This is a genomic window from Planctobacterium sp. AWM4_229, from assembly GCF_056160305.1.
This window is the reverse complement of sequence record NZ_JBSWWX010000001.1, coordinates 19,159-38,531: the sequence shown is the minus strand read 5'-3', so window position 1 is coordinate 38,531 and position 19,373 is coordinate 19,159. Positions and strand designations below refer to the sequence as shown.

At 42.7% G+C, this 19,373-nt stretch carries 20 protein-coding genes; 19 read left to right on the top strand and 1 reads right to left on the bottom strand.

Annotation, left to right across the window (positions count from 1 at the left end; all coding sequences use genetic code 11):
- The first annotated feature begins 31 nt into the window (after positions 1 to 31).
- The 19 genes from ACXAGP_RS00170 (at position 32) to ACXAGP_RS00080 (ending at position 17,824) form a co-directional block, all read left to right on the top strand.
- Positions 32 to 265 (top strand): hypothetical protein, encoded by a 234-nt coding sequence (locus ACXAGP_RS00170; protein ID WP_475258842.1) that lies wholly within the window; start codon positions 32 to 34, stop codon positions 263 to 265.
- Positions 262 to 462 carry a hypothetical protein gene (locus tag ACXAGP_RS00165; protein WP_475258841.1) on the top strand — a complete coding sequence of 67 codons (201 nt, stop codon included), beginning with the start codon at positions 262 to 264 and terminating at the stop codon, positions 460 to 462. Before ACXAGP_RS00170 ends, ACXAGP_RS00165 begins: the two co-directional genes overlap by 4 nt.
- A complete protein-coding gene (locus ACXAGP_RS00160) occupies positions 455 to 1,423 on the top strand; it encodes a replication initiation factor domain-containing protein (protein ID WP_475258840.1) in 969 nt (322 codons plus the stop codon). The genes ACXAGP_RS00165 and ACXAGP_RS00160 overlap by 8 nt, the downstream gene beginning before the upstream one ends.
- 116 nt (positions 1,424 to 1,539) lie before the next feature.
- Complete coding sequence (locus tag ACXAGP_RS00155; protein ID WP_475258839.1) at positions 1,540 to 1,872, top strand: hypothetical protein; 333 nt, start codon at positions 1,540 to 1,542, stop codon at positions 1,870 to 1,872.
- Between the two features lie 2 nt (positions 1,873 to 1,874).
- Positions 1,875 to 2,120 carry a hypothetical protein gene (locus tag ACXAGP_RS00150; protein WP_475258838.1) on the top strand — a complete coding sequence of 82 codons (246 nt, stop codon included), beginning with the start codon at positions 1,875 to 1,877 and terminating at the stop codon, positions 2,118 to 2,120.
- A gap of 41 nt (positions 2,121 to 2,161) precedes the next feature.
- Positions 2,162 to 2,575, top strand: coding sequence for a hypothetical protein (locus ACXAGP_RS00145; protein ID WP_475258837.1), 414 nt, complete (start codon positions 2,162 to 2,164; stop codon positions 2,573 to 2,575).
- 17 nt (positions 2,576 to 2,592) lie between these two features.
- Positions 2,593 to 2,817, top strand: coding sequence for a major capsid protein (locus tag ACXAGP_RS00140; RefSeq protein WP_475258836.1), 225 nt, complete (start codon positions 2,593 to 2,595; stop codon positions 2,815 to 2,817).
- A 185-nt stretch (positions 2,818 to 3,002) separates the two neighbouring features.
- The gene (locus ACXAGP_RS00135) at positions 3,003 to 4,340 is read left to right on the top strand and encodes a coiled-coil domain-containing protein (RefSeq protein ID WP_475258835.1); all 1,338 of its coding nucleotides are present in this window, start codon (positions 3,003 to 3,005) and stop codon (positions 4,338 to 4,340) included.
- Positions 4,341 to 4,539: 199 nt separating this feature from the next.
- Positions 4,540 to 4,854, top strand: a complete 315-nt coding sequence (locus tag ACXAGP_RS00130) for a hypothetical protein (RefSeq protein WP_475258834.1) — start codon at positions 4,540 to 4,542, stop codon at positions 4,852 to 4,854.
- The gene (locus tag ACXAGP_RS00125) at positions 4,851 to 6,032 is read left to right on the top strand and encodes a zonular occludens toxin family protein (RefSeq protein ID WP_475258833.1); all 1,182 of its coding nucleotides are present in this window, start codon (positions 4,851 to 4,853) and stop codon (positions 6,030 to 6,032) included. Before ACXAGP_RS00130 ends, ACXAGP_RS00125 begins: the two co-directional genes overlap by 4 nt.
- Positions 6,033 to 6,458: 426 nt before the next feature.
- Positions 6,459 to 7,427: a hypothetical protein gene (locus ACXAGP_RS00120; protein ID WP_475258832.1), complete on the top strand. Its 969-nt coding sequence runs from the start codon at positions 6,459 to 6,461 to the stop codon at positions 7,425 to 7,427.
- Between the two features lie 46 nt (positions 7,428 to 7,473).
- Positions 7,474 to 8,028, top strand: a complete 555-nt coding sequence (locus ACXAGP_RS00115; RefSeq protein WP_475258831.1) for a hypothetical protein — start codon at positions 7,474 to 7,476, stop codon at positions 8,026 to 8,028.
- A gap of 5 nt (positions 8,029 to 8,033) precedes the next feature.
- The gene (locus ACXAGP_RS00110; RefSeq protein ID WP_475258830.1) at positions 8,034 to 8,249 is read left to right on the top strand and encodes a hypothetical protein; all 216 of its coding nucleotides are present in this window, start codon (positions 8,034 to 8,036) and stop codon (positions 8,247 to 8,249) included.
- 1,232 nt (positions 8,250 to 9,481) lie between these two features.
- Positions 9,482 to 10,456, top strand: coding sequence for a porin (locus tag ACXAGP_RS00105; RefSeq protein WP_475258829.1), 975 nt, complete (start codon positions 9,482 to 9,484; stop codon positions 10,454 to 10,456).
- A gap of 41 nt (positions 10,457 to 10,497) precedes the next feature.
- Positions 10,498 to 10,917, top strand: coding sequence for a rhodanese-like domain-containing protein (locus ACXAGP_RS00100; RefSeq protein WP_475258828.1), 420 nt, complete (start codon positions 10,498 to 10,500; stop codon positions 10,915 to 10,917).
- 21 nt (positions 10,918 to 10,938) lie between these two features.
- Positions 10,939 to 12,834 (top strand): methyl-accepting chemotaxis protein, encoded by a 1,896-nt coding sequence (locus tag ACXAGP_RS00095; protein ID WP_475258827.1) that lies wholly within the window; start codon positions 10,939 to 10,941, stop codon positions 12,832 to 12,834.
- 34 nt (positions 12,835 to 12,868) lie between these two features.
- Positions 12,869 to 13,231, top strand: a complete 363-nt coding sequence (locus ACXAGP_RS00090; protein ID WP_475258826.1) for a hypothetical protein — start codon at positions 12,869 to 12,871, stop codon at positions 13,229 to 13,231.
- 150 nt (positions 13,232 to 13,381) lie between these two features.
- Positions 13,382 to 16,594 (top strand): methyl-accepting chemotaxis protein, encoded by a 3,213-nt coding sequence (locus ACXAGP_RS00085; RefSeq protein ID WP_475258825.1) that lies wholly within the window; start codon positions 13,382 to 13,384, stop codon positions 16,592 to 16,594.
- A 363-nt stretch (positions 16,595 to 16,957) separates the two neighbouring features.
- The gene (locus ACXAGP_RS00080) at positions 16,958 to 17,824 is read left to right on the top strand and encodes a discoidin domain-containing protein (protein WP_475258824.1); all 867 of its coding nucleotides are present in this window, start codon (positions 16,958 to 16,960) and stop codon (positions 17,822 to 17,824) included.
- Positions 17,825 to 17,918: 94 nt separating this feature from the next.
- Here ACXAGP_RS00080 and ACXAGP_RS00075 read toward each other — a convergent pair whose 3' ends face one another.
- Positions 17,919 to 19,319, bottom strand: a complete 1,401-nt coding sequence (locus ACXAGP_RS00075; protein WP_475258823.1) for an aminotransferase-like domain-containing protein — start codon at positions 19,317 to 19,319, stop codon at positions 17,919 to 17,921.
- Between the last annotated feature and the right edge of the window lie 54 nt (positions 19,320 to 19,373).

The following is a 19,373-nucleotide window of genomic DNA, read 5'->3' as shown; positions in this document are numbered from 1 at the left end:
TTACCGTTCTATCAATTAGGCTAACACAAAAATGGAAAGCGCAGATCTTTCAATTGACGAAATGCTGGCTTTGGGTGGTGACCCGATAGCAACTCCCGAGAGGTTCGCAGAGATGGTGGACAAGACCTTGAAAGCCGTTTCACATGATATGGATAGGGGGCTAATTCCTTATATTCAGCTTAAAAAGGCAGGTAAGCGCTACATAAACTTGGTTAAGTTTCGCCAGCAATTGCTTAACATGAAAAGTTCAGGCGTTCTCAGATGATAACTGTTTATTACGACAATGACGGCGCAGGCGTGAACGCTACATGTTCAGACTGGCCCTGTCGTAATGAATGGTTTAACTCCATGTCAGAACTGCGCGACTTCTTAACCAGCGAGTACGGCACTCAATACCAACTAACCGAAATCACCAAAGAAAATTACCCTGAACTATGCAAAGCCGGGGTGTTCTATGAGTAAGGCATGGAAACACCACGATTCGCTATTCGTTGACCATCTGGCCTTTACTGTCCCGGTTTCTGATTTCCGGCATTTAAACCGCGCAGGCAAAGAAAGTACTAAACGCAACCAGTGGGCCAAACTCCCGCAACCGCTATTCAAAAGCGCAAAAACACTGGAAGCAAAAGAAGCTCTGATAAGAGACTATCAAGCCAAATTTGAGGAAGTGTGTTACCAGCGCTGCCACCAGTTCATAGAAAAGATTCTCAACCTCAAAGTGGGCCATCCCCGCAATAAGGGCCTGCACGGCTATCACGAATCCAGACGCCTTTACGACCCAACCGGAAAAATAGAGGTGGGTTTTCTGGCCTATGGCGGTAATAACAACACCGTTTACATTCAAATTTCAGGCACCGGATGCCAGCACACCTTTTCCAAAATTCGCCCCTTTGTGCTGCATTTCTGGCTATCTAAAGTCTTAAGCATCATTCGCCTTTCCCGTATCGACATTGCTTACGATGACTTCACCGGAAACTTTGATACCAAATTCGCAGAACGCGCCTATGCTGACAATGGCTTCAACAATCCCAAAGGTGGAAGAACACCTCAAATAGACATACGCCGCCCACGCACCAGCAAAGAACTCTTCGGCGATACCGTTTACGTGGGAAGCCGAAAAAGCCCGGTTTACTGGCGCATATACGACAAATCATTGGAGCAGGGCGTACCCGGCAAAACATGGTACAGAACCGAAGTCGAACTTAAAAAAGTCTCCGTATCCGTACTTGAAGACTTACCCGCATCATTTGCGGCCCTTTGTGCTTTCTCATTTTCCTACAAAGAACAAATTTCAGCAGACAGATTGCAACGCGTGCGCTTATCGCAGGTAAAAACCCGCCTCGAATTTGCGGGCAAAATCCGCTGGGCGCGCAGGCAAGTTGGCAAACTCCTTACGGACGTTGCCGAACATTTCAAAGGGTGATATTGAAAAAGCTTATTCGATAATCGCCCGAGAATCTGGCGGGCAATTCAACCTGCCGGACACCTATAAACATTTGCTCAACTTCGATTTGAGACCACTTGAGGAAGTATAAAACCATGAAATTATTTGTAACTGGCTTCGAACATTCAAAAGGCGTAGGCAAAACCAATAATAAGCCCTACGAAATAGCAACCCTTTATTGCTGTACACCACTACGCCCATGGAAAACTGACAACGGCGAAAAGCGCGTCGCTGGCTTTCACGCTGATGAAAAACAATCCGGCTTTAAGGTTAAATCAGACCCTAACCTGATTAACGAATTCCTTGGCAATGCATACCCGGCCCACATGGAAGTCATGCTCGAGCCTGACCCCGAAAACCCGATGAAAAACATGGTTGTTGGTGCTGAGCCTATCAAGCAGCACGATGTGCCTAAAAAGAGCGCGTAGTCATGGATAAGACCATTTTTGTTGAGGGCGGTTTAAATGTCTTTCAGGCGCTTGATACTCGTTTCGTATTCAATCGTTATTTTGCTGACGGTGATTTTACCTTTATCAGTAATGGCAAAAATGGTCTTGGTGTCTCCATCCCTTTTGAGCAATTCCAGCAAGCCATGAACCATCTTTCAACCAGTGACGTTGTGACATTTGAATTCCAGGACGATGGTTCTTACGAGTTGTATTTGGGGCTTCACTAATGACCTGCGTCTTTAGCTCCACATACTCCCTACGCTCAAACATGGAGCCTGTCGAGCTTTCTTATGATGATTGTGGCGATGAAGGTTATTACTGGATAGATACCGTTGCAAATTTCGATGTGTATTACAACGCCGACTATCCCGGCTACGTTGCAACACATTTCCCCGCATCAATGGATTGCTCCGAAAAGCGCTCTGACACCCTCTACCAGACAAAAACATCTGATTATGACGTATGCGCACAATGGTATGGCTACGTAGTCGGCTCAAAACAAAGTTGGGACACCCTTATGGGGCTTGACACAAATTCCGGGGGTGAAACAACCACTTTCACTCTCGAAAACTCATTCGATGCCGAGGTTTATGACCTTGTGCTGGGTTCAATGATTCAATTCTGGGTCAGCGGTCTTGGCATTGGATTCATGCTGGCGATTGTAGCCAGATTAAAACGTTAATAACTGGAGATTTACTCATGAAAAAATTGTTAAAAAATGCAAAAAATAAGGCCCACATGGCTTACATAGCATTAGGCGCCACTCTTGTTTCTTCCGCATCTTACGCAGTTGATACTGCCGCAGTAAGCACTGCGATTGAAGCGGCCGAAGCAGACGCGCTTGCAACTGGCGAATTCGTTATTACTACAGTAGCCTCGCTGGTTGTTGTTGGTCTTATCATTACGATGGTTCGCAAGCTATAGGGCCGCGATGATGGATATGGGAATGTTACTTGGCATAGCTGATGGTTTATCTTTTATTTTTGGAGTGGGCCTTGGTTTTTATGCGACACGTTAGCAGAACTATTTCCATCACTTTTTTTGTTGTTCTACTGTTTTTTGGGTTTGTGCTTCCTGCATATTCCCAAATTACGGTAGACAGTAATTTCATGGATGACACAAACAATTTATTCTTTCTTGGCAATTCAAAAAATCAAAAAGAAGAAACAGGCTTTCTGGTCCTTGGCGGCGCTTACGATGGACAAGATGCGTATTATGTTCTGGGTGAAAATTGCAAGGGCTACGATAAAGAGGACAGATATCCACTACGCAACTGCTCTGGCAGTTACACCAACACGCAGTTCTCAGGCGGTTATTTATCGGCAGATTGTCAGTGTTCAACAAAGGCGTTTAACGGTGCTGAATGGGAATCGGTACTTGTCGGTACATCTATATCAGCATACGAATCAATTCAAAAATCTTGCCCTCCAGATGAGCATACAACTTATACAACTACCGTTTCCTATGACAACGGTACAACTGTTTGCTTTGACCCTCTCACTCTTTCTGAAACCGATAGCTGTCCCGTAAATCCACAAGACGAAAACTATTTATTGCCAGCTGGTAGCAATACGGCCCAATCTCTTTGTAAGCAGCAAGATGATGGTTCGCGTTGTGGATATGAAAATACCGGAGATGGCTATTACAAACCTGCATTAGAATCCAACTGTTACGCAGAGCAGGGCGAAAGTTACACTGAATCACCATTAGAGCCATCAACCGATGAGGGCGCATGTGTTGTAGACTCTGGCTTTCTTATCTGTACTGAAAACCCGGATAATATGTGCACCGGTGATGCCTGTTATGACGGTTGCGGCACAGTTACTTTTCAGGGCCAAACCAATTTTGTTTGTTATACCAATGACACCGACAGTGATGGCATACCCGATTACTCTGACCCTGATATTGACGGTGATGGCATAGCAAACGACCAAGATTTAGACGCGGATGGTGATGGCCAAGACGATGTTGACTATGGAAACGTCAATCCCGGCGGCACCCCATCCAGTGAGCAAATTACGGTAGAAATTGACCTTTCCGGTGTTGAATCACTGTTATCTCAGGCCAACACCAAACTTAACGATGCTAACAATTCACTAGATAACATTGAATCTGATGTGAGTACCATCAAAGACGAAATAGAAAATTTAGGCCGGGTCGAAGCAAAAGAAAAAGGCTCAATACTGACAGTCGATTCAGCCAATCAAGACATAGCAGACGCACAAGCAGAGCTTGACGCGCTTTTGACCCAAATCTCGACCGAGATGGATGGTTTATTTTCAATAGAGGTGCCGGAAGGGCAATTCTACTCATGCTTTGACATTATCAAGTTTGGCAACAACACACACCAAACATGCTTTGACAGGATGCACGATGAATTACAGATAATTTCGTATGCCATGCTTTTTATTTTTGCGCTGATAGCCGCTGTTATACTCTTTAGGTGATTTATGGATGTTCGTACAACTTCAAACTTATTGAGTGTCGATGAAGCTCTTTCAAATTTTGTTATCGGAATTTGCTTAATAATGGTTTTTATAGCGGCAATTAATCTCCTGTATATCGTTTCGGTGTATATCTCTTACAGACTTATTGAAAAACTTGAATCAATCATCAAATCAAGAAAAATAGATACGGACTAATGTTATGGACTTTTTCCAAGCGGCATACGATTTCTTCACTATAGATGTCTATGAAATGGCAAACAACGCCCTTGAGTGGCTCGCCCTTAAGCTTATCTGGGCTCGGATTAAATTCACTGTCTGGATGTATAGCTTTGCCTGGTCTGTCGCCAGTGCGTTTATTGCAGATTTACAGCTAGCCGCAAGATTGGCCAGTGCACTTTCTTTCCTCTCTCCCGGCACAAAGGCGGCACTAGAGTTCTTCCATGTGTTTACGGGTATTAGCTGGATAGCCCAATCCCTTACCGCAAAATTCACACTGTCTTTCTTCAAAAAATGAGCATCAAAATTCACCACGGCCCGGATGGCACTTTTAAAACCTCCGGTGCTATCAAAGACGACATATTAAAAATTGTTAAGACAGGTCGAACCCTTGTTACCAACGTGCGCGGCTTCTCAAAAGAAAAGACCATTGAAGTATTGGGAGAGGATAAGGTTCACGATGACTTTGATGTCATACACGTTGACACAGATATACAGGCAGGCCGCGATAAAATGGCGCGCTTTTTCCATTGGGCGCCTAAGGGTGCATTTTTTGTCATTGATGAAGTGCAGCGCGTATTCCCTCCTAAATGGACAGAGAAAGACTTAAGAGAGCTTAATTATAACGAGCCACAAGACCACTTGCCCGAAAATGAGCGAAGACCCGAAACCATACACGTAGCATGGGACATGCAACGTCACCACAATTGGGACTTTGTATTCACAACGACCAACATCAAAAAAGTTCATGAAATGGCACGTGTTATGGCAAAGGTTGCTGTGAGACACGTCAACATGGGACTTTGGCGATTTTATAAAACGGTGGAACATGATGCAGAATCAAACGGCAAAACCGTTGCCAATCAAACAACGGTCAGACTCTTTCAATATGTACCGAAACAAGTTTTTGAACTATACGCATCAACTACAACGGGTGCTCACAACAATACAGAGCCAAGAACCGCTTTTTATAAAGACCCTAAAATACTTGGCTTGCTGCTTATTCTGGTTGCTGGCTGGACTTATATTCTTAGCAAGCCTGCTCCTAAAGCCATTGGTGGCGCTGGCAACAACACTGAGCAAAAGCAAGATAATAAAAAAGGTAATCAGGTATCTGGTCAGAAAAATAGTGTTTCGTCTTCTGGCTCTGCTACTGGTGGTTCAGATAGTAAACGCACTGCTGAACTTGATAGTTTGATGGCACTTCAAGAACGCTATATTACACAATTCGAAAATATTTACTTCACAGGCTATACAAAGACATCTAATTCGATTGAAGGCGCATTTCTTGGCATTAAGTACGGCGAGGAATACACTTTCAACACACAAGACCTCAAAGATATAGGTATTTCATTTATATATCGCTCTGATTGCCTTATTCAGCTTAACTATGCCAACATCATACAGTTCTTTACTTGCCAACCAACCAAAATAAAACCTGTTATACAAGACCAACAACAACCACAATCTATCTAATCCCTCTCAATGGCGCAGCCATGCAAAACGGGCTGCGAGCCTGCGAGTAGTCGCCTGACTATTGGAGTTGCACAGCCGAAAGTCATTGTGGTCACAACTCCAAAATCATCATAGAAATTAATCTGGGCATACCATTTCTTAAATGGCCCTCAAATTGCAAATCCCCATTGCCAAACTCTTTTTTAGAGCTGACCACAGTCGAGCACCTACGGGAGCGCAGGCAGTGGGAAGCTCAAAAAGAAAAACCCCCGTACTGTAATACGGGGGTTAACTATCAGGTTTAGTCAGGACTTTCCTGTATTTGGTTGATTTATTACTTACCGTTGCCAACAAAAATATTAATGTTTTGATTTTTTGTGTGAATTCAAATTGACATTGCAGTGATGCTGTTGCAGATTAAAGTAAAAAACAAAAAAGGATTAAAAAATGCACGCAATGACTCCCTATGCGCTAAGGTCTTATAAGGGAAGAAATGACCAAAAAAAGTTTGAGTATCATAACCTTGACAATGTTAATAATGTTGATTTATTGGAACTAATTTATGATTTCATGAAAGAAAAATCAGCCCATGTGTATTTGTACGAAAAAGAAAAAAGAGTGTTCAAGTTTACTGATATTGACTATGACAAAAATAACCGGACCGTTTCTGGATTTTTGGTTGCAGGGTATTATGGTGTTAAGTCCGACATAGTTGATGTTGTCACTGGTGAAGTCAGGTTTCCAAAATCAGAGAAAGATGCTGAGGTATTAAGGCATTTTGTGATGTTTACTATCCCACCAAACGCTACGGAAGGACTAGCGCTGTTACATAAGAGCAGAGGTGTCGGGATTAAAACGCTTTTCGAAGGCTTATTTAAACCAGTTTTCAGTAAAAAAACTCAATTTTCATTACAGATGGATCCTTACGCGCATACCGATGCTGTAAAAGATTGGGTTAATGGTGCAAGAGTTAAAAGCTTACGTGTTCAAGGTTATGTTCCTAGCTCAGATATTGCTGAAGAGCTAAAGAATATGGGTAACTGCAACACAGAGTTTATTATACGTCCAAAAACAGAAAAGAAGGGTATCGTTGCTAGTTTCGGTGCGCTTAAAGATTTTTATTGTTTTGATGACCCAAAGTCAGAACAAAACCCCATCGTATCGATTTTTAGTAAGGTGGGTGCAAAGGTTTCTGCTACAGCTGAATTAAATGGCAAAAGAAGAACTTTTGAAGTAGGAGTAAATAAAGGCGGTGTCGCATGCGACATCCCATTTGAAGATGAAGCGGGTAATTCTCAAGTTGAACTGATTGGCGAGCAACCTGAATTACAGTCCGTTAAGGATTGGTCTAAGGAACTGGTCAATGATATCCTTAAAGGTATGTTTGGAAAAAAAGCATTTCAGTTGAAGTTGTAATTCTTTTTTAATTTGTGCCAAACATGAAGGTATTGTGGGGTAGCGGGTGAGTTTAAAAATAAATGTTATTGCGTTAACAAAAGAGCATTTCAGCACTTTAGTTAATAACAAAACAGGAAAAGTTTCGATAATCGATATCGTTACATTTTTTATTTTACCTGCAGCTTTATCAGTATTGTCAGCTATAAATGAGTTTGAACTTGGTGAAAGGTTTATCGAAGCAATTATAAACTTCGGTGCAATATTTTCAGCTCTGTTGATGAGTGTATTGGTACTAGTTTACGACCAAGAAAAAAAGCTAGTTGATAGGAAGTTAGAACTAGAAAGTCAGAAGCTTGATGGGCTTAAAATCCAGAAGATTGAAAAGCTAGCAATGCGACATAGATTGTTAAAGCACCTTTATCATAATATTTGTTTTTCAATTGTATCATCACTATTGATAGTAGGTTCAGCTTTATCTCACATAGTATTCAAATCTCTAAGATACAATGAAATAAATCAGTTTATTGTAGATCCGTTTATTATTTTCGTATTGGTAAATATGTTTCTGACCACTTTCATGGTCGTAAAAAGGATGCATACACTTTTAGAAACAGAGTAATTCAATTGTCTAGAACTTCAGTACTAATACAAGTAATCCCTGTTTATCCTTCTTGTGCCAATATTATTGAGCTTTCAAGGGTTCCTGTGGTGGGTGAGCTAATTGAGTCCGGTGACGATATCTATGAGGTATTATCTGTAACTCACAAAGTCGGTCAGAGTTGTAGTGCAATATTAGAACTAAACAAACCTCATTCTGCACCAAAGCTTGAACACGATTGATTTTGTAATATGTGGGAATGTGTCCCATAAGTGTCCCAAGAAATTTGTTTACGATGTAAGACAATGAAACAGGTAATCACTAAAAACTAATTAAAACAAATATATAGCTTATTTATTTGTTATCTCAGAGGCTTGAAAATCCCCATTTCGCAAATAGGCTTAAGATTCTTCTTACATTCTTCTTACATGGAAGGGGATAAAAGGGGTAGTAAAGGGGAGAAAGGCAACGTTTAACCTTTTGTTTTATATGTGATTTCTTTAATTTAGTGACTTCCAGAAAGGTTTTAAAATCCCTCGATCGTAAGATCGTGCCGGTTCAAGTCCGGCCCCGGGCACCATTTTATTCCAACACACGGCTCGGCTCTACCCCAGGCTCTACCCCATAAACGGGGGATCAGCATTCATCTAGTTCTATTTATTATTCAATTTCCTGGATGTAATCAGTAATATCTGAAATCTACCACTATGGTTGAAACCATCCATGGTAAGGGCTTCCGGCCTGGCCGTCCGTTGGCCAGTCGTTCAGAGGGCCGGACCTTCGGTCCCGTAATCACCCTCTTCACCCAACCACAATGGGTCATTACTCTTATTCGATAATTTTCAAAATTTCTGAAGCCATAAGCGCGTCTGGATTTGAATAGTCCTCGCTGTAATCTAGAGCTGTAGCCATATCTACAACCTGACGTATAAAAGCACTTTCAGCAAGTAGGGACAACAGAAGAGGCTAGTCCTGCGTCATCGAGCTTCCCTTTCGAAATAAGCATTTCTGGCAACAATCCTGTTATAGAGTTGAGGTACCGACGAGCTTCCTATCGACTTAGCCGCTTTTGATTTAAGCATCTGTTATTTATGAAGAATAGTTTTAGATAAATTACAAAAACAAATCAAAATCATATAAATATATATCTCTCTTTTAATGGATAGATATTTGAATTGAACGCTGTCTTTTTTAGCGGTCGAAATCTGACCAAATCTGTAGCAGCCCCTTCTTGTATTGAGTAATAATGCTACCCCGCGTAAGTAGATGCCCCTTAATACTTTAGTCGCAATTTGCACCATTTTGGTTGATGAATCAGGTTTTGACCGCTTAAATTTTACAAAAAAGAAGAGTAATAACATTGAATTTTTGGCGTTAGTTATATTACCACTCCTGGCTAAAGTGATTCCATGTCAAAACTCTCAAAGGTCATTTTTTCACTAATTGTGGTAAATAAACACCTGAGGAAAGCACAGTGCACACAGTATCTCGTTTATCTTTATTAGCTCTTGCCCTTGGTTCAATGCCTTTGGTCGCAGCGGCACAAACAAATACGTTGTATGGAGACATCCGTTATTCGTACAACCATATAGATAATGGCGTAACCAGTACCACTAGTGGTGAGAACAATGCGTCTCGTATTGGTCTCAAAGGTGAAACCGAAATCGTAGATGGCCTGTCCGGGTTTTACCACTTCCAGGCTGGTGTCAATATTGATGGCGCAGGCGACGGTGACGCATTTACTCAGCGTTTCTTCTTGGCTGGTCTTAAAGGTTCTTTTGGTAAGCTGACTGTTGGTCGTACTTCAACGCCATATAAAATGGCAGGTCTTAAACTTGACCCATTTTACGATACCTCAGCGGGCAAAGGGCTTGGTGGTGCAACCTATGGCCTTTCAGGTTTAACAAACAGCTGGACTGATAATACGATAGCCTATAGTTCAAATAAAATGGGGGATTTCACTTTCAATGCTGGTGTCTACCTTGATGATTCAGACGCAGACGAGCATGATACGAACTTCGGGATCGCCTATTCCAATAAGTCATTCACCGGGGGCATTCAATATCTCAATATCGGCGATACTGCTGTAGTTGGGAAAAGCATGCCTGACAGCACTGCACTGCGAGTTCACGGTCAATATAAACAGGGACCATGGTCCATCGGCGCATCCTACGAAACAATTGACCCAAGTATGGGCGACTCTCAAAAATATTTATATGTTTCTACAACCTATCAACTCAACAAAAAAACTAAACTGGCGGCGTCTTATGGCGACGTGTCAGATGCCAGTGCGGCAAGCGATGGTTCAGGTGTCAATCTGGGCGCATTTTACAGTGTGCTAAAAGGAACCACTGTTTATGTACTCTACAGTAAAGTCAATGCTGATGATGACATGCAAAACGACAGGGATACATTAGCACTGGGGCTGAGCTACAAGTTCTCATTCTAAACTAACATTCAATTGATTATTTAATAAATTAAGGTGACGTAATGCGACATATTTCTAAATACTTAGTTCTGATTTTCTTTGTGTTTTCTTCCAATGCATTTGCGGAAGGAACAGCTCCTGATACGATTCCGGGCACCACGCTTATCTCTGCAGAGGATCTCATTGATTTAGTGGATGAACTCGATAACCTGGTGATTATTGATTCTCGTATTCCAAAGGACAGAACGGGTGGTTATATCGAAGGTGCTGTTGCTCTGCCTGATATAGACACTACGCCTGCGAAACTGGCTGAGCATATCGCCACAAAAGACACACCGGTCATATTTTATTGTAATGGCCCTAAGTGTGGTAGAAGTGTTAAAGCTTCTAAAATGGCATTAGCCGAAGGTTATACCAACATATATTGGTTCCGTGGAGGCTGGGAAGAATGGATTGAAAAAGGTCTTCCGGTAACGAAATAGCAACGGGGAAAAGCAGAAACAATGATTCAGAGGATCTCTATAAAGTGGTTGGTTTTAGGTGTCATTATAGTGTTTGCGTTGCTTTCTTTGGTGGGAGCAGCCATTACTTCAGCTTTATATAAAGATCAGGCGTTTTCCGCCAACAAACGTATCAGTTCCCGCTTTATAGAGGTTACCAGCAATGAAGCCGTATCTTCCCTCTCTGATTTGACAAACCAACTGGGGGAAGAACTGCAATCCGATAAAACACTTAGACGAAATTTCAATAAGATTTTAAAAGGGAGCGCTGACCGATTTAGTCTGTCGGAGCAACTGAATGAATCATTTCATCGGCGTTACCATACCGCAGGCTTGTTAAACCTTAAAAAGGTGCGGGTTTATGACACGGAACTCAAGTTGATTGCGGCAAGTACCGAAGGCGATTTGTCATCAGATTCGATTGATGGTGCGATTAAAACCTTAATGCTGTCTCGAGACGGAACCGATAGGCTCAAGTTGTTTCACGATTCATGGGAGTCCAACGGTAATACTTACTTTTCGACTTTCTTCCCGATTGGCGGCTTACGCCTGAAAGGCTATGGTGAAATAGTGGTAGAGCCAAGTCATAATTTAAAAAGTATGGAAGAGCCACTTTCTAGTCCTATACGCCTGATTTCAAGCCAGGGGAAAGCCTTATACTCTTCGCCCAACTGGCCAAAAGATATCGCTAACTTCGTGGTATCTTCCTACAGCATGAAAAATCAGTCCGGCAAGGCCACAATGGTTATTGAGACTGCGATTGATAATTCCCAGTTAAGCGGTGAAATGAGCAGTACACGAAATACCGTCTTCATTTTTTATCTGGTGGTGGGCGGTCTGGTCATGGTGTTCTCCATATTATTTTTGAATAAAACATTATTTACCCCAATCAAAACGATTGTGGAAGAACTGGACCAGGTTTCTCAGGGGAACCTGGCGGTAAAAATTAATAATTACGGTGTAAATGAGGCCTATGTCCTTAGTAACTCGCTAGAAAAGCTGGTCAATAAGCTGTCAGGCAATATTCAATTAATAAAGAATAATGGCGATACCCTGCTTAATTCGGCTCATCAGTTATATGATGCAACAGAACAAACAAAACGTTGCATGATTGAACAACAGGACCAGACAATTCTGGTGGCCACGGCAATGGAAGAAATGAATGCCACAGTGACAGATGTGGCTTCCAGTACCAGCCATGCGTCCGGGCTTGCCCAGGAATCCTTAGATAAATGTGAGGGTGGTAAAACATCAGTAACCGGTGTGGTTAATACAGTGAATACCCTGTCAGATAAAATCCTTAACTCAGAAGGTAAAATTCAACAACTCAGCCATGAAACGCAGGACATCAGTTCCATTCTTGATGTTATTTCCGGCATTTCTGATCAAACAAACCTGCTGGCATTGAATGCGGCAATAGAAGCGGCTCGTGCTGGTGAAGCCGGACGTGGATTTGCTGTTGTCGCAGATGAAGTCCGTTCCCTGGCGACAATGACCAATGAAGCGGCAAATGATATACGTAATCGGGTCTCTCAGTTACAAAACGGGGCTAATGACGCCGTAAGCAGTATGACGGAAAGCAGAAAAACCACTGAGATGACGGTAACAGATAGCCAGAATACTGGCGAGGCTATCGAAAGAGTATCCGATGCACTACTTCATATGAATGATGTCAACATGCAAATTGCCACCGCCGCTGAGGAGCAAACGGCTGTTGTGAATGAAATCAATCAGAACGTACTGCGGATAAAAGACATCAGTGAACGCAATTCCTCTGTCGCTGATGATACGGCGAAACAAAGTCAGCAATTATTGGCTATTGCCGAGAGCCTGATTGAGTCGGTCAGTTACTTTGTTCTAACAGACGAAAATCAGTCTGCAAAACGGCATCATCGCTAACTGCGACAATACGGTCAGGCGATCAGGAGGGTAAATGGCTGACTATATACAACGGTTATCGGAAAAATGTATTGCCATTACCGTACCTTCAGGTGCAAATATGTCTAAAGACGCCATCGTAGATTGTTTTGCTCAACTTAAAACTATGACGGGAAAGCAAAAGTATGGTCTGTTAATTGATCGGCACAATGAATACTCCTATGAACCGGCTGCCCTGTATGAAACATTAAATAGCGACCCAAATATCGTATGTGTAGCGGTCGTAGCCGTGAGGAATATCACCGTAGAGCTATGTGAAATAGACAAGATCCTGTGTAAATCTGCATTTGATGTCTTTTACGCCCAGGATAAAGCCATTGGGTGGATCGACAGACAAGTCAATCTGGTAGGTGTTTAATCAATATGTTGATTGCCGTGATTTGAGTCTATGCTTATCTGGGTATCAAAAATATCTGAGAATCAGCTGAATATTCGCTGACATACAGTGAGCAAGTATGGCATTTAATTGGTGGCATTAACGCTATTAAAGGTGAAGGAAGGGGCACGAATGCAGAAAATATCCATAAAATGGCTCGTTTTAGGTCTCATTGCCATATTTGCAGTGTTAACCGTTATCGTAGCAGCGTTAACGTCAACCTTTTATAAACAACAGGCCTTTTCGGCAAATTCCCGGATCAGTTCCCGTTTTATTGAAGTAACTTCCCAAGACGCTATCTCAAAACTCTCGGCGCTAGTGAGCGAGCTGGGAGAAGAAATGCAGTCGGATAAAGCGCTTCGTCGGGCCTTCTCAAAATCGTTAAGCTCAACTGACGCTGCACCAGATTTGACAATGAAACTAGACGAGCCTTTCAGTCGTCGATTTCAGACAGCAGGTTTGTTGAACATTAAAAAGATTCGCGCTTTCGACGCAGAGTTAAATTTTGTAGCTGAAAGTGAAAACGGAGAGCTTGACGGCCAATCCTTTGACGCATCTTTAAAATCTATCCTTGAATCCCGAGAAGGTACAGACAGATTAAAACTCATCTTATACTCTTGGGTAAGAGGTCAGGATGCGTATTATTCTCTGGTCTTTCCTATAGGCGGTTTACGACTACGTGGGTATGGCGAAATCGTTGTCGACCCCACCCACAATCTGAAGATAATGGAAGAACCACTATCCAGTCCAATCCAATTGAAAAACCAACAGGGTCAAATATTATATCGTTCACAGCACTGGCCTGCGGATTTGAGTGAATTTGTCGTTGCTAGCTACTCCATTGTGAATCAGTCAGATGCTAAAACCATCATGATTGATGCCGCAATTGACAATACACAGTTAAGTAATGAAATGTGGCAACTGCGCAATAGCGTCCTAATTTTGTATTTGGTTTTAGGAGTGGTGGTCATCGGCTTTTCGGTGTGGTTTTTGAATAAAACGTTGTTCGGTCCTATTCAGTCTATCGTTCATTCACTGGAGCAAATAGCTCGCGGTAACATTGCTGTTGAAGAAGGTGGTGAACGTCATTCTAACCATTCAAACAATGAGATTGAACGCGTCCTGGCCTCTATGCACGCCATGCAGTCCAAACTGTCTCAAGTGATAAATAAAGACGTTCAAAGTTTGGTGAGCGCCGCGCAGAATGGCGACTTACATCAACAAATTCGGTTGGATGACAAGCCTGGATGTTTTAAAGAGTTGTGTGAAGGCATTAATGAACTAGTCACCGTCTCGGCAGACATTGTCAGTGATACAGGGCGAGTGATTGGTGCGTTGGCTGAAGGTGACCTTTCTCAGACGATTTCTCGGGAATACCGGGGGGAATTTGACACTTTAAAACGAAATGCCAATGCCACCATAGATAAACTCAAACAGGTGATTGAAGGTGATATTCAATTGTTGGTGGATAAAGCGGAAAAAGGCGATTTAACCAACCGACTAGAATTGCAGGGCAAAGAAGGATTTTACCGTTCCTTGAGTGAAGGCATTAATACCCTTGTAGATAACAGCGAAAGTATAATCAGTGAAACCATTGATGTTTTTGATGCAATGTCCAAAGGTGACCTGTCAAAACGAATACAAAAAGATTACCAGGGATCATTTGCCAAGCTCCAGTCTGATGCGAACAACACCGTAGCCAATCTCACGCTAGTGATTGAGGGAGATATTCAGGCTATTGTCAATGCTGCCCTGAGCGGTGATTTAAGCAAACGTATAGACATTACTGGTAAAGCCGGATTCTTTTTGAAGCTCAGTAGCAGTATTAACGAACTGGTAGCTATCAATGAACAGATTGTCACCGATACCGGTGCGGTTTTGGATGGCTTATCATCCGGCGACCTGTCCTGTAAGATTACGTCGGAGTATCTTGGGGATTTTGATAAATTGAAACAGGACGCCAATGATACGATTGCAAAACTGGACCAGGTTATCGAACAGGAAATTCAAATCATCGTCGACAATGCCAGAGCGGGCAACTTGAACAACCGTATCCCACTCTCTGATAAGGCCGGTTTCTACGAGCGTCTGTCTGCAGGTATCAATGACATTCTGGCCACCAGTCAACAAGTCGTTGAGGATACTGTCATGGTGTTAGGTTCACTGGCACAGGGCGACCTGTCTAAAACGATCACCTCTGATTATCAGGGAGATTTCGATCGCCTTAAACAGGACGCCAATACTACGATATTGAAGTTGCGTCAGGTTATCGAAGGCGATATTCAGGAACTGGTGGATGCCGCCAATAAAGGTGACCTGTCGAACCGAATTGACCTGGCAGACAAACAGGGGTTCTTTGCATCTCTGAGTGAGGGTATCAACCAATTGGTAGATGTGAATGAAAACATCATCTCGGACACCTCGGTAGTAGCCAAAGCCCTGGCTGATGGCAACCTGACTAAGTCCATTGAGAATGACTACAGTGGCACCTTTGGTGAGTTAAAACAAAACATCAATCAGTCCGTTGCCATTATTCGTACTATCGTTGGCGAAATCAGGGCAACAGCCAGTACCGTGAGTGCTGGTGCTAATGAAATTTCGGACGGTAATACGAATCTGGCGGATAGAACTCAATCCCAGGCAGCGTCCCTTGAACAAACGAATGCAACAATGCGGGAATTTAAACAGCGCGTTGTGACCACGACGGAAGCTTCCGAAGAATCCGCAAGACTCGCTAATGCCGCCAAATCAGTCGCTATTCAGGGAGGAGAAGTTGTTGAACAGACCATGGCGGCGATGAAGCAAATTGATGATTCCAGTAATAAAATCTCCGATATTATTGGTGTCATCGATGAAATTGCTTTTCAGACAAACTTGCTGGCCCTTAATGCCGCGGTTGAAGCAGCTAGAGCCGGTGAATCCGGCAGAGGGTTTGCGGTAGTGGCAACCGAAGTGCGTAACCTGGCACAGCGCTCCGCTCAGGCAGCAAAAGAAATTGCCGACCTGATTACAGAAAGTGGTAATAAGGTCAATGAAGGTACGGCGTTGGTGAATCAGGCGGGTAGTACGCTGAATAACATTGTCGAGGCCGTTTCTGAGGTGACTAGCTCGATTAATCAAATCAGTGAAGACGCGGCCGATCAGCGCGTTGGCATTGAACAGGTCTTCATCGCTGTAGATGAAATGGACATGAATACCCAACGAAATGCGGCCCTGGTTGAAGAGGTGTCGACAGCAAGTTCCGCCCTGAGTCAACAGTCAGAACATTTGTTGCAGCTGGTATCTTCATTCAACACTTCAGTGGACGTAAATCATGAGCAGGATGACGATGAGTTCTTTGATTAAGCAGTGCAGGCCCCAAAAGCATGGACGAGTCCTATGAAGTTTTGCAAGTGACAGGGGATTACAACAGTGCCTTGATACAGCCACAATGCGCTTATTGAGTAGGCACACAGAACCTGCTGGCACAATAAACTTCTGGCCATACGCCATCTAATGAACAGTGTTTAACAGGATTTTGGTCAGCTTCGCATAGGACACCATATTTTACTATCTGGCAATACATCCGCCACTCTGGAAGTGTTTAAAAACAGGCTTCTGGCATTGGTGAGACACCAATCATTTTAAATCGATTCCAAAAACTTTCTATTCAGCAAAGCCCGGATGTGGATTATGATAATCAAAAGGGGTAAATATTTTTGGAGATTTATGAGAAAAATAGTTAAAAGCCTTATTCCACTACTATCGTTTACCGGCGTTAGCTATGCAGAGACATTATCATGGCAATTGGAACGCGATAACTTACTGGATGGTGTTGTCGATTCTGTGAATGCTGAGTTCACTCAACTACAACTTGAATTTTTAGCAAATAATTTTATTGGTGCTTTGAGTGAAACCGCTGAAGTCGACTTCATTAGTGGTAATGTCGAACAAAGAAACAATATCTCTAATGGTGCTGGAAATGTTGAAAGAATAAAATTTCGTTTCTCTAAGCAGCAAGAGGTTATTGAATATCTTGGCCACGGAGACTTCCTGCAAGGTTTTACGGGCACATGGTATGGCCCAAATGGTGAGTCTGGAGATTTTAATCTGGTTCGTGTGGAAATTCCCGAAAGCCAGTCTTTGGTACCTACCTTATCAAGCAATGATAGTGCGTCCCCTATAACGATCTCATCAAGTTCAAGTCATAATAGTGTGAGCAATAATGTCATACTCTACCCATGGAAAGCCTTTAATGAAAATACTTCTTCGTGGAAATATGGGCAGTGTTTTGAAGGGAAGTCAGGTTGGATAAAAGTTGATTTTTATGATGCCAAATTTGTGACCTCATACACGATGAGAGGTAGAGATGATGCGACATCATTCAGTTTTAAATCTTGGACCTTTGAAGGCTCAAACGATGACGTCAATTGGACGGTGATACATCAACCTGAAGATCAAACGGCATGGCAAAGTGGAGAGGTTAGAGAGTTTAACACTCCGACTTCAATGTATCGTTATTATCGTTGGAATGTTGCAAGTAATAATGGCGGTAATTTAGCCTGCTCTCAAGAATTAAGAATCTACGGTTATTAATCATTAAGCAACACCTAAAGGTGTTGCTTGTTTATTTTTACCTCGAGCAAATCTTTCGGTTGCACTTGTTAATATATAAAAAGCAAACCCCATATCACCGGCTTGATATTAACTTTATTACCTTTAACAAAGCCTTCCCCCGTCCCTCCGTAACAGGATGACAAAAGCTCAATCGCAGGTAATTTGAGAAGTCTTTATGGGAGGTGAAAAGTGCGCCGGGGGTTAATACAATACCTTGCCTTAATTCTTTATGATAAAGAGAGACGGTGTCCATTTGTGCGGGTAGCTTCACCCAGATACAAAGACCTCCAATCGGAGAAGTATATTGTATCTCCTCAGCCCACTGATTTTGCAGGTAGCTTAACAGCGCATTTCTATTTTGCTCTAGTTGCTTAACTCGTTGTTTTAAATAACGCTGATAGTCGCCGGATGCCATAAATTGAGCCAGCGCCACTTGTATAGATGTGTTTCCGGCCAGTAAGCTTACTAATTTTAAGCGACATATAGCGTTATGCCATCTTGCTCCTGCAATCCAGCCCACTCTAAGTTCACGAGATAGCGTTTTTGAAAAGGAACCGCATAAAATCACCCGCTCATGAGTATCAAAGTGCTTAATAGGTTTGGGTCTGAATTGAAATCCTAAATCACCGTAAATATCATCCTCTATAACGGCAAATTCGTGGTCTTCTGCCAGCAGTGCCAGAGTTTTTTTAGCTTCATCAGGCATGCAAGCCCCGGTCGGAGTTGAAAAGGCGGGAGTAACCACACAAGCTCGAACGTCGTACTCAGAAACCACATGTTTAAGCGTATTTACGTCAATTCCCGAGACGTTATTGCATGGTACTTCGATGGCATTTAAGCCAAGCTCATCAAGCAGCTGTATTACGCCATAAAAGCCGGGAGACTCAATGACCACATTATCTCCTGGCTTACAGGTGGCCATTAGTGCCATCAACAAGGCGTGTTGGCAACCGCCGGAAATGGCGATTTGGTTACGGTTTAACGATACGCCAAACTTACTGTAATGCCAGGCAATTTGCTCTCTTAAGACTACTGCACCTTCCGGCTCATCATAGTATGAAGCGTTACGGACACTGTTTTTGCGCATCGTTTTATTTATCAGACGATAAAGTTTGCTGATTAAACGGTTTTCTTGCTCAGGTGTTTCATCCGGCTTAATGTCAAAAGCCGCTCCCTTGGCGATAATCTCTCTCAATAATTCCGGAGTCTGCACGCTGGCGGGACTAATAGTGTCAAATTTAGGGGATTCAGGTGGTTTGTTATGAATAATGGAACACACGGTAAAGCCACTTTTGGGCTGCGCCTCTATCAAGTTTCTCGATTCCAATTGATACAGTGCGGCAATCACTGTATTTTTCGCCACTTTTAAATCAGCAGCCAAACGCCTTATGGAAGGTAACTTATCGCCCGGACAATAAACACCTTTGTCGATAGCCGCTTCTAATGCTTGCGCAATCTGCTGATATTTTTTCATTCGCAATCTGTACCTATCATAAAACAAATAGCTGTAACTGTACCCAATTATATT